Raw genomic sequence first — 14,669 nt, 5'->3', positions numbered from 1 at the left:
CCGGCGGTTCAGCAGGCCCCCGGTCCCACCCCGTCGATACGGCCGCCGAAGTCGCCCTGGTAGCGGGAGCGCCAGTCGCCGTTGAAGACGTCGCGCTTTTCGACCGGGGACCAGTTGATGAAGCAGGCGCGGGTGGAGGCGACGAACGAGCCCACGTGGTCATGGAGGTTGGGCGGCATGTCGCGGTAACCGCTGCGGGACGTCCACTCCCAGTAGTCGCCGTCGAAGTCCTCGTCGCTCCAGAAGCACACCGAGCCGTCGGGGCACGAGGGGGCGGCCGCCGCGGCGGCGCTGTGGGCGGGCGCGACCAGGGCGGTCAGGGCGAGGGCGGCGGCCAGGGACCAGGAACGAAGCTTCATGTGGTTCTCCGTGAAGGGGAGTTGGGACGCCTCGGCGGATGCGCCGAGGCGTTTCCCATGCTCCTGTCGACGGAGCCGGACACGCCCGGGCTCAAGATCGACTTCACCGGTGTGAGCGAACAAGTAGCACTAGTGCGATCGGCGGGAGATGCCGACGTGCCCATATGAACGGCAGCGGCGACCACGTGCAGGACGCTCAGTGCCGCGTACAGCCGCCCCGCCACCTTGTGACCGGACTCACCGGTCCCTCTCTCCTCTGGCATGTTCAAATCATTGCCGCATCCTCTCGATCGAACTCGCGCATCGGGAACACGCGTACAACTTTCGACCGCGTCAGCGAGTCATGGGAGACGAGCGTGCAGGGGTGCGCTCGATGACGTTCAAGGGGATGGGGAACCTCCATGACTCACCGCATGTCCCGGCGTACCCGTGTGCTCGGCACGGGCCTTGCCGCCGGGATGTTCATATCGGGTGTGGCGGCGGCCGCGCCGGCCGTCGCGGCGACGCCCACGGTCAGCTGCACCTCCGCCAAGGCGGGCCTGGCCGACAAGCTGAAGAAGGACATCACGGCGGCGCTCGCGAACCGCCGGGGCACGGTCGCGGTGGGCCTGTACGACCGCTCCACCAAGACCACCTGCACCCTGCGCCCGACCACCGCCTACGACTCGGCCAGCACGGTCAAGGTCACGGTCCTCGCCACGCTGCTGTGGGATGCCAAGAAGCACAACCGGTACCTGACCAGTACCGAGCAGTCGCTTGCCACGGCCATGATCACCAAGTCGGACAACACCGCGACCAGCAGGCTGTGGAAGCAGCTGGGCATGACGAAGATCAAGGGCTTCCTGGCCGCCGCCGGCATGACCAAGACGACGCCCGGCACGGACGGCTACTGGGGTCTGACCCGGGAGAACGTCACCGACGAGCAGAAGCTGCTCAAGCTCATCACCGCCAAGAACACCGTGCTGAGCGACAACTCCCGTGCCTACATCCTGAAGCTGATGGGCCAGGTCATCTCGTCGCAGCGCTGGGGCACGCCCGCCGGGGCACCCTCCTCGGTCGCGGTGCACGTCAAGAACGGCTGGCTGCAGCGCTCCACGCACGGCTGGCGGGTGCACAGCCTGGGCACCTTCAACGGCGCCGGCCACGACTACATGATCACCGTGCTGACGCAGGACAACAGCACCATGGACTACGGCGTCACCACCATCCAGAACGTGGCCAAGGCCATCCACAAGGACCTGGTGCCGACGACGACCGCCGCCGCGCGCTACATCCCGACCAGCTCGCCGAGCGAGGCCCACGTGGCGGTGCCGCCGCAGGGCTGACGCTTCACGAGGCGGTCTCCCGCCCGTCATCGGGCCGTCCTACGGTGCCGCCCATGCGCCTGAGAACCGTACTCGCCACGCTCACCGCCGGCCTGGCGGCGGCCACCTGTCTGTCCGCCGCCGGGTCCGCCGGTGCCGATTCCGTCGCGAACAACGCCTGCTCGCCCGCCGTCTCCATCGACCGCTTCTCCGACGCGCTCGACAAGACGACGTACAACGGCACCTTCGTCGGCAACTTCTCCGCCCTCGCGGTGGACGGCGACGGATCGCTGGCCGCCCTGGAGGACCGCTCCTCCCTCTTCGGCCTTGACCCGAAGACCCTCCGGCCGACCTCGGCCGTCCACCTGGCCGACGAGAAGGGTGCCGACCTCGATTCAGAGGGGCTCGTCATCGACCTCCCCCACTCTCGGCTTCGCTCGAGCGGGGGGACCCCCATCGGCACCCTGCTGATCACCTCCGAGACCGAGCCCTCCGTCCGCCGCTACTCCCGCGACGGCAAGATCCTCGACCGCCTCCCGGTCCCGGCCTCCCTCCAGGTCGCCCCGGCGGGTCGTGCCACCGGCAACCAGACCTTCGAGGGCCTGACCCTGCTCCCCGGCGGACGTACGCTCCTCGCCTCGATGGAGTACGCGATCTCCGGTGACTCCGCCGGCATCGTCCGCTTCCAGACCTGGAGGCGGCACCACGGCCGCTTCGAACTCGCCGCCCAGTACGCCTACCGCACCGACGCCGGTCTCGGCGTCCCCGAGGTCCAGGCCGCCCCCGACGGGCGCCTCCTCGTCCTGGAGCGCGGCTTCACCGCGGGCGTCGGCAACACGGTCCGCCTCTACCTCGCCGACCCGCTACGCGCCACGGACACCAGCGGCGTCGAGAACCTGACCGGCCAGGACGGCGTCCGGCTGATCAAGAAGACCCTGCTGGCGGACATCGCCGACTGCCCCTCCCTCGGCGCCACCGCCAAGCAGCCCCAGCCGAACCCCCTGCTGGACAACATCGAGGGCATGACGATCACGGGACGTGACCGCATCGGCCGTCTGAAGGTCCTGCTGGTCAGCGACGACAACCAGAACGCCGCGCAGACGACGCGGTTCTACTACCTGCGGATACGCGTCTGACCCGTTTCCGTGTGTTGCGGAGGGATGAAATCCGCTTCGCTGTGCGTTGGTGCTTTCCGGGAGACCACAATCAACGGAGGGCATCGGCGTGGCAGCGCAGCAGGGGGAGATACAGGGCTGGGCGCGGAGACTCGCGGGCTACGCCTGGCGCTACCCGAAGGACGTGGTCCTCGCGCTCGGCTCCTCCCTGGCCGGCATGGCCGTCATGGCCCTGGTCCCGCTGATCACCAAGGTGATCATCGACGACGTGATCGGCGACCACACCCGCGCCATGGCTCCCTGGGCCGGCGCCCTGATCGGCGCCGCCGTCCTCGTCTACGCCTCCACCTACGTCCGCCGCTACTACGGCGGCCGTCTCGCCCTCGACGTCCAGCACGACCTGCGGACGGAGATGTACGACACCATCACCCGGCTCGACGGACGGCGTCAGGACGAGCTGTCCACCGGCCAGGTGGTCGGGCGTGCCACCAGCGACCTCCAGCTGATCCAGGGCCTGCTCTTCATGCTCCCGATGACCATCGGGAACCTGCTGCTCTTCCTGATCTCCCTGGTGATCATGGCCTGGCTGTCGCTCCCGCTGACGCTGGTCGCCCTCGCCGTGGCCCCCGCGCTGGGCTGGATAGCCCGCCGCAGCCGCACCAGCCTGCACCCCGCCACCTGGTACGCGCAGGCCCAGGCCGCCGCTGTCGCGGGCGTGGTCGAGGGCTCCGTCAGCGGTGTACGCGTGGTGAAGGGCTTCGGACAGGAGGAGCAGGAGACCGGCAAGCTGCGCGAGGTCGGCCGCCGCCTGTTCGCCGGGCGGCTGCGCACCATACGCCTGAACAGCAAGTTCACCCCCGCCCTGCAGGCCGTCCCCGCCCTCGGCCAGGTCGCCATGCTGGCGCTGGGCGGCTGGCTCGCCGTACGCGGGCACATCACCCTGGGCACCTTCGTCGCCTTCTCCACCTACCTCGCCCAGCTGGTCGGACCGGTCCGCATGCTGGCCGTGGTCCTCACGGTCGGCCAGCAGGCCCGTGCGGGCACCGAGCGGGTCCTGGAGCTGATCGACACCGAGCCGACCATCAAGGACGGCACCAAGGAACTGCCCGCCGACGCCCCGGCGACCGTCGAGTTCGACGACGTGTCCTTCGGGTACGACCACGAGCGCCCCGTTCTCAGGGGCCTGAGCTTCGAGATCCGCCCCGGCGAGACCCTCGCGGTGGTCGGCTCCTCCGGCTCCGGCAAGTCGACGGTCTCCCTGCTGCTGCCCCGCTTCTACGACGTCACCCACGGCGCGGTCCTGGTCGGCGGCCACGACGTGCGCGAGCTGACCCTGGACTCCCTGCGGGCCGCGATCGGCCTGGTCCCCGAGGACTCCTTCCTCTTCTCCGACAGCGTCCGCGCCAACATCGCCTACGGCCGTCCGGACGCGACCCAGGAGGAGATCGAGAAGGCCGCCCGCGCCGCCCAGGCGGACCGTTTCATCGCCGAGCTGCCCGAGGGCTACGACACCACGGTCGGCGAGCACGGCCTCACCCTCTCCGGCGGCCAGCGCCAGCGCATCGCGCTCGCCCGCGCCCTGCTCACCGACCCGCGCCTGCTCGTCCTCGACGACGCCACCTCCGCCGTGGACGCCCGCGTCGAGCACGAGATCCACGAGGCGCTCAGCCACGTCATGCGGGACCGGACCACCCTCCTCATCGCCCACCGCCGCTCCACCCTGAACCTCGCCGACCGCATCGCCGTCCTCGACGCCGGCCGCCTGGCCGACATCGGCACCCACGAGGAACTGCAGGACCGCTCCGCGCTCTACCGCCGCCTGCTCACCGACCCCGACGAGCTCGGCGGCGTCTCCCCGGGCCACGCCCTGCCCGCCGCCCCCGCGGAGGACACCTCGGTCCGCGAGGAGCTGGACGCCGAGTTCGACGCCGAGCGGGGGGTGACCCCCCGCCTGTGGACCGGCGACCGCGAGCGCAAGGACCTGGCGCTGTCCGGGACCCCGGCGACCCCGGAACTCCTCGCCCTGGTCGACGCCCTGCCCCCCGCCGTCGACACCCCCGACATCGACGAGGCTCACGCGGTCCGGCCGGAGAGCTCCTACGGCCTGCGCCGGCTGCTGCGGGGCTTCGGCCTCCCGCTCCTGGCCAGCCTGGTGCTCGTCGCGGTGGACGCGGGCGTGGGCCTGCTGCTGCCGATCCTGATCCGGCACGGCATCGACCAGGGCGTCACCAGGATGGCCCTCGGCGCCGTCTGGGCGGCGTCGCTGCTCGGCCTGCTCGCCGTGCTCGTCCAGTGGGCGGCACAGATCGGCGAGACCCGGATGACCGGCCGCACCGGCGAACGGGTCCTGTACTCCCTGCGCCTGAAGATCTTCGCCCAGCTCCAGCGCCTCGGCCTCGACTACTACGAGCGCGAGCTGAACGGCCGGATCATGACCCGGATGACGACGGACGTCGACGCGCTGTCGACGTTCCTGCAGACCGGCCTGGTCACCGCGTTCGTCTCGGTCGTCACCTTCTTCGGCATCATGGGCACCCTGCTGGTGCTCGACGTGCAGCTGGCACTCGTCGTCTTCGCGACGCTCCCGCCGCTGGTCGTCGCCACCTACTTCTTCCGCCGGGCCAGCGTGAAGGCGTACGAACTCGCCCGCGAACGCGTGTCGCTGGTCAACGCCGACCTGCAGGAGACGGTGTCCGGGCTGCGGATCGTGCAGGCCTTCCGGCGCGAGCGGGACGGCGGTCGGCGGTTCGCCGAACGCAGCGACAGCTACCGCGGCGCCCGTATCCGCGGCCAGTGGCTGATATCCGTCTACTTCCCCTTCGTCCAGCTGCTGTCCTCGGTGGCCGCGGCCTCGGTGCTGATCGCGGGCGCGAGCCGGGTGGAGGCGGCGACGCTGACGACCGGCGCGCTGGTCGCCTATCTGCTCTACATCGACCTGTTCTTCGCCCCCGTCCAGCAGCTCTCCCAGGTCTTCGACGGCTACCAGCAGGCGACGGTGTCGCTGGGCCGCATCCAGGAGCTGCTGGTGGAGCCGACGTCCACGAAGTCCGCCGAGCGGCCGCTCGACGTCCGCTCCCTGCGCGGCGACATCGCCTTCGAGGACGTGAGCTTCGCCTACGGCGACGACGAGGCGGCGCTCACCGGCATAGACCTGACGATTCCGGCCGGCCAGACGGTCGCCTTCGTCGGCGAGACCGGCGCCGGCAAGTCGACGCTGGTCAAGCTGGTGGCCCGGTTCTACGACCCGACCGGCGGCCGGGTCACGGCCGACGGCCAGGACCTGCGGGCCCTGGACCTCACCTCGTACCGGCACCGGCTCGGCGTGGTCCCGCAGGAGGCGTACCTCTTCCAGGGCACCGTCCGCGACGCCATCGCCTACGGCCGCCCCGACGCCACCGACGCCGAGGTGGAGGCGGCGGCCCGGGCGGTCGGCGCGCACGACATGATCGCCACCCTGGACGGCGGTTACCTGCACGAGGTCGCCGAGCGCGGCCGCAACCTCTCGGCGGGCCAGCGCCAGCTGATCGCGCTCGCCCGGGCCGAACTCGTCGACCCGGACGTGCTGCTCCTCGACGAGGCGACGGCGGCCCTCGACCTGGCCACGGAGGCCCAGGTCAACCAGGCCACCGACCGGCTGACCGGCCGCCGCACCACCCTCGTCGTCGCCCACCGCCTCACCACCGCCGCCCGCGCGGACCGCGTCGTGGTCATGGACCACGGCCGGGTCGCCGAGGACGGCACCCACGAGGACCTGCTGGCCCGCGGCGGCCGCTACGCCGACCTGTGGCACAGCTTCGTCGGCCAGGCGGAACCGGAGGAGCCGGAGGAGCCGGTGGGCGTGGCCGGCTGACCGGAGCGGCGCGACGGTCACGAGGTGACCGCCGCGCCGGGGAGGGGACCTACGGGCGCAGCGCGGGCTCGCGCTCCACGTCCCGCACGTCCAGCTTCGCGTCGTAGCGGGCCAGCGGCCTGGCCGCCGACGGGTTCGCCCGGACCGCGGCCGGGGCGACGCCCGCCCACTGAAGGATCCGCGCCGTGGCGAGGGCCTTCTCGTCGGGGACCAGGCCCGCGACGTTCGCCCCGTGGTTCAGGCCGGGGGCGGTGAAGACGTACGCGTCACGGGCGCCCTTGCCCGGGCGGAAGCGCTCCGAGCCCCACGGGTCGTTCTGGCCGTAGACGAAGAGCATGTGCGTGGCGTGGTGCCGGACCCAGGTGTCCACGTCCCGCATCACACCCGGGTGGAAGCGCATCGGGATCGACCGCGGCACGAAGTTCCGCGGCGGCTGGTAGCCGTAGCGGATCAGGCCCTTCTCGATGTACGGGAAGTGGATCGTGGGGGCGCCCAGTTGGGTGCCCGCCTGGTAGTAGTACGGCGTGTACTGCTCCAGGCCCTGGTCGGCGTAGGCGGAGAAGCCGGAGATCGTGTCGACCGAGTTCCAGATCTCGTCGTCGGTCGCGGTCGCCGCGTTCGCGGGGATCGTGTCGCAGTCCTTCAGCAGGCTGTACTGCCAAAAGCCCCACACGTAGTCGAGAACCACGGCCTCGTACGCCTTGTCGAGGCTGCCGACGGTGGTGAAGGTGAGGCCGTTGTCGGCGGCGTACTGCGCGTACTTCTTCTCCAGCGGCTCGCGGCGCACCAGCGCCTCCCGCTGGACGGCGTTCAGCCGGTCGCGGCACTCCTTGGTGCCGACGTTCGTGAAGAAGCGGTCGTAGGCCGAGTCCTCGTTGTTGACGACGTCGTTGGGGGCGACGTAGGCGACCACGCCGTCCATGTCCCGCGGGTAGAAGCGCTCGTAGTACGTGGCGGTCATGCCGCCCTTCGAACCGCCGGTGGCGATCCACTTGTTGGAGTAGACCGACTTCAGCGCCGCGAAGATGCGGTGCTGGTCGCTCGCCGCCTGCCAGATGTCCAGCTTGGACCAGTCGGCCGGATCGGGGCGGGACGGGGTGAAGAAGCGGTACTCCATGGAGACCTGGTTGCCGTCCACGATCTGCGTCGGCTCGCGGCGGCTCGGGGTCGTGGAGACGTTGTAGCCGCTGGTGTAGAAGACCGTCGGGCGGCTGACGTCCTTGTGCAGCACGGTGATCCGCTGCTGGAACGTGCCCTTGGACGGGTTCCGGTGGTCGATCGGCTGGGTGTAGTTCAGGACGAAGTAGCGGTATCCGGTGTAGGGCTTCTCCTGGATCAGGCTCATGCCCGGTATCGCCAGGAGACGGTCCTTGATGTCGGTGGCCTCCGGCTGGGCCGCGGTGGCCGCCCCCGCCGTGCTCAGCGTGCCTATGAACACCATGAGCGCGAGCAGCCATCTGAGCGCCTTGCGCATGCACACTCCCCTGTGAGACATATGTGCGCCGGAAGCTATCGGAGCAACTGCCGTCACACCAGGGGGAATTGCGTTATCGCAGGGCAGGCCGCCGGTTCAGCACAGGATCCAGCCGGAGCTGACCGTCCCTTGGCCCACCGAGCCCTTCACCCACACGCACCGGTGGCCGGCGTGCACCGTCACCGGGCCGGCCCGGCGGGTGAAGCGGCCCTTGTCGACGACCGGGCGGTTGCCGCGCGCCTGCACGCTGACCGACATCAGGCGCCGGCTGCCGGGGTTCTTCGGGAAGGTGACCGCGCAGACGTAACCGTCGTACTTGTAGACGGCCACGGTGCCGGTGGAGAAGGGCAGTGTCTTGACCTTGCGTCCGGTGCAGGCGCCCTCCGTGGCCGCCTGGGCGCTGCCCGGTGCCACGAGCGCGAGCACTCCGGACGCGGCCAGCACGGCCATGACGAGCGCGAGCCGTCGCCGTATGCCACCCCTGTCACTACTGCCACCACTGTTCACTTGTCGTCCCTCCCGTACCGCGGCGCTGCATCAGCCGCGCTCCAGCCATGAACGTACTGATGTACGGACGCACGACGTATGTCGGATGGTTGCACGATCGTCAGCGGAACATGCCGCCGGGGTCCGCGGCCGTGCGTTCCCGGCGCGTGGACCGGCCCGGTCACACCCGCCGTGCGCAGCCCACCGGCTCCGCGCCGCCGAGTTGGACGTACAGGGAGGTCGAGTCCGGGCACTGGGAGCGGTCGGCCACCGCCTCGGTGACCTTGTACTGGGGTTGGTGCGGGCCCGATCCGTCGCAGGCCGTCTCGCGGACCTGGCCGCCGCCCGAGCCGTAGACGCAGTCGCCGACGATGGTGCGGGGGCCGCCCCCGCCGCCGGGGTCGCCCGGGTGCGGTGGCTCCAGGTTGCGCATACAGGCGTAGCCCTGGGGGACGGCCCCGTCGCCGTCCTCGTCGCGGGAGGGGTGCTGTTCGCTGATGTGGAGCACGAAGTCGGTGGTCGAGGGGCACAGGGGGCCGTCGCCCACCGCGCCGTCGTAGCGGGCGATGACGCGGGCGGCGGCGCGTTCGCTGGTGCACGGCACCTCGCCGAAGCTCGTGGTGCCGAAGGAGCTGCACTCGTCGACCGCGAGGAACTGGGCGCCGTAGGCGGAGGACGCGCTGGGCGCCGGGTTGCCGACCGGCCCGTCCTCCCCTGCGGAGCCGGTTCCGCGCTGGCAGCCCGTCAGCAGGGCGACGAGCAGCACCGGCAGCGCGCACACCGCCCCCACGGAATACGTCCTGCGCATCGCCATCCCCCCAGACACCCCTGTCCAGCGTGGCCCGCGTCGGCGGGCACACGCCAGACAAGTGGGAGGGTTTCCGCCAGTTGGCGGCGTTACGCCCGGTCTGTGGCGTACATCTGGTACGTCAGTCCGTGGCCGATCGGATACAGCACCTGCGTCGGATCGTCTGCCCGCTGCACCGGCACCGGCAGCCTCCCGCGCGGGCCGACCCGCCCGGCGAGCACCCGTGCGGCCGCGCGCAGTTCGACGTCGGTCCAGGAGTAGGTCGCCACGAAGGCCCGCACGGTGGGGAGTTGGGCCACGTCGTAGGGGTTTCTGACGGCGATCGCCACGACCGGGCGCCCCGCCGCGAGCAGCCGCTCCACCAGCGTCTTCTGACTGCCGCCCGCCGTGACGTTGTACGTCCCCACCACCACCGCGTCCACGTCCTGCGCGGCCGCCACGGCCTTGGCGATGGTCGCGGCGGAGGGGGCCGTGCCGGTGGACAGGGCGGTGGCCGTGAAGCCCAGTTCGGTCAGGGCGCCGGCCAGAACGGTGGTCGGCGGGCCCGTGGTGCCCGAGGGGGAGGCCGGATCGGCGCCGACGACCAGGATCCTGGGGTGCGTACTGCGGGAGAGGGGAAGGATCCCGCCCTCGTTGACCAGGAGGGTCGTGGTCCGCTCGGCGATGCGGTCGGCCGCCGCCCGGTGTCCGGCCGTGCCCACCACCCGGTCGACGCGCGCGTCGCTCACGTACGGGTCGTCGAGCAGGCCGAGCTTCGCCTTCAGGCGCAGGATGCGCAGGATCGACTCGTCCAGCCGCGCCTCGGTCAGCTCGCCGTCCCGCACGGCCTTGAGCACGGCGTTCCACGCGACGTCCAGGGTCGGCGGGTTGAGGAGCTGGTCGACGCCCGCCTTCAGGGCGAGCACCGGTACCCGGTCGTCGCCGTACTTCGTCCGCACGCCCTCCATGCCCAGCGAGTCGGTGACCACCACTCCGTCGTAGCCCAGTTCCTCGCGCAGGATGCCGCTGAGGATCGGGTGGGAGAGGGTGGCCGGGTCGCCGGAGTCGTCGAGGGCCGGGAACTGGATGTGCGCGGTCATGATCGAGTCGATGTCGGCCTCGATCGCCGCCCGGAAGGGCACCGCGTCCAGCCGCTCCCACAGGTCGCGGCTGTGCGTGATGACCGGGAAGCCGTAGTGGCTGTCGACGGCGGTGTCGCCGTGCCCGGGGAAGTGCTTGGCGGTGGCCGCCACCCGGGACGACTGATACCCCTTCACCTCGGCCGCCACCAGATCGGCGACCGCGTCCGGGTCGGCGCCGAAGGAGCGTACGCCGATGACCGGGTTGGCCGGGTTGACGTTCACGTCGGCGTCGGGGGAGTAGTCCTGGTTGATGCCCATGGCGCGCAGCTCGGCGCCGGAGATAAGGCCGAGGGTGCGGGCGTCGCCGCGGGAACGGCCGGCGCCGATGGCCATCGCGCCCGGGAAGAGGGTGGCCGGCTTGCCGACCCGGCAGACGATGCCGTGCTCCTGGTCGGTGGCGATGAGCAGGGGCAGGCCGCGCGGCTGGTCGAGCGACGCCTTCTGGATGCCGTTGGAGAGGGCGGCGATCTGGTGCGGGTCGCGGGTGTTGTGGGTCCAGGTGAAGTAGATGATGCCGCCGACGCGGTACTTGGCGATGAGCTCGGCGGCGGTGCGTACGCCGATCTCCTTGAGGTTGGCGTCGATGTCGGCCTGGTCGGGGGCGGTTGCCGAGTGGCCGTACACCCGCATCACGAAGAGCTGGCCGACCTTCTCCTCCAGGCTCATACGGGCGATGAGGGCGCGGAGGCGGCGGTCGGGGTGGGCGGTCGCGCGGGCGGTGGCCGCGTGGGCGGCTCCGCCGACGCCCAGGGCCGCGGTGAGGCCCGCGGTCGCGGCGAGGACGGCGCGTCTGGAGGGGGTCGCGGTGCTTCCCGTGCCGGAGTCGTGCACGTGCGCTCCTTCCGGAGGAGAACGCTGAAGGAAACTTCCGAGGAATCACCAATATCCGGGAAGTTTCTGCCAGTCAAGGCACCGCACAGTAACCGTCGAGGGGCCGCCATCGGCGCAGTTGGAGGGGGGCGCGCCGATGACGGCGTGCTGCCGGCCGCAGTACGGCGGAGAGGGTGGTCAGCGATCGCAGCCAGCAGCGAGGGCCGACACCGTACTGCGAAGACTCGTCCGACAGCCTGCCGATTCGACGACCCCGACCGGGCCCGGGTTCCCCACCACGCCCCGATTCCCGGAAGTTGGTGAGGGGGAGCAGGGGGAGACGGCTGCGACGGCACGGGGGCCGCTCGGTGGGGGGGTGCGGCGGGTTCGGTCCGGTCGGCGGTTGCACTGGCGTGCGGCCTGGTCGATGGACGTTGTGGAGCGCGTGATCCGGTCGGCGGGTGGCTCGGCTGGTTGTCCGGTCGGCGGAAGGCTTGGCGTGCGGTCCAGCACGTGGGCCGGCCGGCGGAAGGCTCGGCGTGCGGGCCGGTCGATGGATGTTGTGGAGCGCCCGATCCGCGCGGCGGACGGCTCGGCTCGTTGTCCTGGCGGCGGATGCCTCGGTGTGCGGGCCGGTCCGTGGGCGCCCCGGTGCTTGGGCGGGTTGGCGGGTGGCTCGGGGTGTGGGTCGGCCGGTGGGGGTTTCCGTGTGGTCCAGTCGGCGGACGGTTCGGCGGTTGGGGTGGGGGGCGTCGGATCATGTGGGCATGCCCGTAGTCGACGTTCCCGGTTCCAAGTCCATCACCGCCCGCGCCCTGTTCCTGGCGGCCGCGGCCGACGGCGTCACCACGCTCGTACGGCCGTTGCGCTCGGACGACACCGAGGGCTTCGCCGAGGGGCTGACCCGGCTCGGCTACCGCGTGGGCCGTACCCCGGACACCTGGCAGATCGACGGCCGCCCCCAGGGGCCCGCGGTGCGCGAGGCCGAGGTCTACTGCCGGGACGGCGCGACGACGGCCCGCTTCCTGCCCGCCCTGGCGGCCGCGGGCCACGGCAGCTACCGCTTCGACGCCTCCCCCCAGATGCGCCGCCGCCCCCTGCTCCCGCTCACCCGGGCCCTGCGCGACCTGGGCGTGGACCTGCGCCACGAGGAGGCCGAGGGCCACCACCCGCTGCGTATCGAGGCGGCCGGCGTCGAGGGCGGGGAGGTGGTCCTGGACGCGGGCCAGTCCTCGCAGTACCTCACCGCGCTGCTGCTGCTCGGCCCGCTGACCCGCAAGGGACTGCGCGTCCGGGTCACGGACCTGGTCTCGGCGCCGTACGTGGAGATCACGATCGCGATGATGCGGGCCTTCGGCGTGGAGGTACGGCGGGAGGGCGACGTCTTCGTGGTCCCGCCCGGCGGCTACCGGGCCGCGACCTACGCGGTGGAGCCGGACGCGTCGACCGCCAGCTACTTCTTCGCGGCGGCCGCCGTGACACCCGGCGCCGAGGTGACGGTGCCGGGGCTGGGGACGGGCGCGCTGCAGGGCGACCTGGGCTTCGTGGACGTACTGCGGCGGATGGGCGCGGAGGTCGAGGTCGCCGCGGATCGCACGACGGTGCGCGGGACGGGCGTGCTGCGCGGCGTCACGGTCAACATGCGGGACATCTCCGACACGATGCCCACGCTGGCGGCCATCGCCCCGTTCGCCTCCGGCCCGGTCCGCATCGAGGACGTGGCCAACACCCGCGTGAAGGAGTGCGACCGGCTGGAGGCCTGCGCGGAGAACCTCCGGCGGCTGGGGGTGGCCGTGACCACCGGCCCGGACCTGATCGAGATCCGGCCGGGCGAGCCCCGGCCCGACGTGCGGATCACCTCGTACGGTGACCACCGCGTCGTCATGTCCTTCGCGGTGACCGGGCTGCGGGTGCCGGGGATGTCGTACGACGACCCCGGCTGCGTACGGAAGACGTTCCCGGGATTCCACGAGGCGTTCGGGCAGTTGGCGGCCGCGCTGGCCTGAGTCCGGCCGCGGGTCACGACCCGGGCGTGGCCCCGTCGCGCAGTTCGGGTGTCGACGCGGCCACCGCCGCGACCGCCAGCACGCACATCAGGCCGCCGCTGATCAGGGCGGTGGTGCCGGAGGACCAGCCGGCGATCAGACCGCCGCGCACATTGCCGAGGCTGGGGCCCGCCTGCCCGACGATCGTCTCGGCCGCCGTGACCCGGCCCAGGAGGGCGTCGGGGGTACGGGTCTGCACGATCGTGGAGCGGGAGACCACGGAGGTGGCGTCGGCCGCCCCGGCCAGGACCAACAGCCCGAGGCCCACCCACGGGTCGGTGGACAGCCCGAACAGCACGAGCGCGGCGCCCCACGCTCCCGCCCCGCACAGCATCACCGCGCCCGGCCGGCCGAGCCGGGTCACCGCGCCGGACAGGCCCGTCGCCCCTATGCCGCCGACCGCCATCGCCGACAGGAACAGGCCCAGCGTGCGCGGGTCGTCCCCGAAGCGCTCGGCGTTGACCAGCGGGAAGAGGCTGACCGGGAAGGACAGGACGGTGGCCGCGAGGTCGGTGACGAGCGCCCCGCGCACCACCCGGTGCCCGGCCAGGAAGCGCAGCCCGTCCAGCACACCGTGCAGCCCCGACCGCGACGGCTCGCCCTCGGGCGGCAGCGCGGGCAGGCCGAAGGCGCCGTAGAAGGAGAGACCGAAGCTCAGGGCGTCCAGCAGATAGCAGGCGCCGATGCCCAGCCAGCCCAGCAGGACGCCCGCCAGCGCGGGGCCGACCAGCATCATCGACTGGGCGGTGATCTGGTTGAGGGCCAGTCCGGCGGCCACCTGGTCCTTGGGCAGCAGCCGGGGCACGAACACGCCCGCCGCCGGGGCGCCGAGCGCGCCGAAGCAGGACTGCGCGGCGACCAGCGCGAGTACGGCGGCGACCGGGACGTGGCCGGTGAAGCCCTGCACGGCCAGCAGGACCGAGCAGGCCGCCTGGCCGGTGGTCGCCGTCAGATAGATCCGCCGCCGGTCGGCCCGGTCCACCCACGCCCCGGCGAACAGGCCGAAAGCGACCATCGGCAGCGCCTGCGCCAGCCCGACCGCACCGGTCCACGCCGTGCTGCGGGTCATGTCCCAGACCTGGTACATGACGGTGACCATGGTCAGGAAGCCGCCGAGCGAGGACACCGTCCGGCCGATCAGCAGCCGCCGGAAGACGGGGGAGGTGCGCAGCGGCCTGACGTCGATGAGGGAACGCGTCAGGCTCATGAGGGCATGACGGGGCGCGGCGCGGAGGGTGGCTGAGTCACCGGCGGAGACTAACCGGGCCCTCGCCGCCCCGACCAGTCGATATTCGTG

At 71.8% G+C, this 14,669-nt stretch carries 10 protein-coding genes; 4 read left to right on the top strand and 6 right to left on the bottom strand.

Going from position 1 to position 14,669, the window contains the following annotated elements:
• Positions 1-8: 8 nt before the first annotated feature.
• Positions 9-359, bottom strand: a complete 351-nt coding sequence (locus IPZ69_RS22925; protein ID WP_235456168.1) for a peptidase inhibitor family I36 protein — start codon at positions 357-359, stop codon at positions 9-11.
• A gap of 401 nt (positions 360-760) precedes the next feature.
• On the opposite strand from IPZ69_RS22925, the gene IPZ69_RS22920 reads away from it, so the two are divergent.
• The 3 genes from IPZ69_RS22920 to IPZ69_RS22910 all read left to right on the top strand — a co-directional run bounded on the left by IPZ69_RS22920 (position 761) and on the right by IPZ69_RS22910 (position 6,628).
• Complete coding sequence (locus tag IPZ69_RS22920) at positions 761-1,684, top strand: serine hydrolase (protein ID WP_235456167.1); 924 nt, start codon at positions 761-763, stop codon at positions 1,682-1,684.
• Positions 1,685-1,737: 53 nt separating this feature from the next.
• A complete protein-coding gene (locus IPZ69_RS22915; protein WP_235456166.1) occupies positions 1,738-2,799 on the top strand; it encodes an esterase-like activity of phytase family protein in 1,062 nt (353 codons plus the stop codon).
• Between the two features lie 88 nt (positions 2,800-2,887).
• The gene (locus IPZ69_RS22910; protein ID WP_235456165.1) at positions 2,888-6,628 is read left to right on the top strand and encodes an ABC transporter ATP-binding protein; all 3,741 of its coding nucleotides are present in this window, start codon (positions 2,888-2,890) and stop codon (positions 6,626-6,628) included.
• Positions 6,629-6,677: 49 nt separating this feature from the next.
• Here the strand turns inward: IPZ69_RS22910 and IPZ69_RS22905 are convergent, their stop codons facing one another.
• The 4 genes from IPZ69_RS22905 to IPZ69_RS22890 all read right to left on the bottom strand — a co-directional run bounded on the left by IPZ69_RS22905 (position 6,678) and on the right by IPZ69_RS22890 (position 11,348).
• Positions 6,678-8,102 (bottom strand): S28 family serine protease, encoded by a 1,425-nt coding sequence (locus tag IPZ69_RS22905; protein ID WP_235456164.1) that lies wholly within the window; start codon positions 8,100-8,102, stop codon positions 6,678-6,680.
• A gap of 96 nt (positions 8,103-8,198) precedes the next feature.
• Positions 8,199-8,552, bottom strand: coding sequence for a hypothetical protein (locus IPZ69_RS22900; protein WP_235456208.1), 354 nt, complete (start codon positions 8,550-8,552; stop codon positions 8,199-8,201).
• Between the two features lie 217 nt (positions 8,553-8,769).
• Positions 8,770-9,396, bottom strand: a complete 627-nt coding sequence (locus tag IPZ69_RS22895; protein WP_235456163.1) for a hypothetical protein — start codon at positions 9,394-9,396, stop codon at positions 8,770-8,772.
• An 89-nt stretch (positions 9,397-9,485) separates the two neighbouring features.
• Complete coding sequence (locus tag IPZ69_RS22890) at positions 9,486-11,348, bottom strand: glycoside hydrolase family 3 protein (protein ID WP_235456162.1); 1,863 nt, start codon at positions 11,346-11,348, stop codon at positions 9,486-9,488.
• 746 nt (positions 11,349-12,094) lie between these two features.
• Between IPZ69_RS22890 and aroA the strand changes: the two genes are divergently transcribed.
• The gene (aroA, locus tag IPZ69_RS22885; protein WP_235456161.1) at positions 12,095-13,333 is read left to right on the top strand and encodes a 3-phosphoshikimate 1-carboxyvinyltransferase; all 1,239 of its coding nucleotides are present in this window, start codon (positions 12,095-12,097) and stop codon (positions 13,331-13,333) included.
• Between the two features lie 13 nt (positions 13,334-13,346).
• On the opposite strand, the gene IPZ69_RS22880 is transcribed toward aroA, so the two are convergent.
• Complete coding sequence (locus IPZ69_RS22880; RefSeq protein WP_235456160.1) at positions 13,347-14,579, bottom strand: MFS transporter; 1,233 nt, start codon at positions 14,577-14,579, stop codon at positions 13,347-13,349.
• Between the last annotated feature and the right edge of the window lie 90 nt (positions 14,580-14,669).

This window comes from Streptomyces olivochromogenes (genome assembly GCF_021538895.1).
Classification (GTDB): domain Bacteria; phylum Actinomycetota; class Actinomycetes; order Streptomycetales; family Streptomycetaceae; genus Streptomyces; species Streptomyces olivochromogenes_A.
This window is presented reverse-complemented; position numbering and strand designations above follow the sequence as displayed.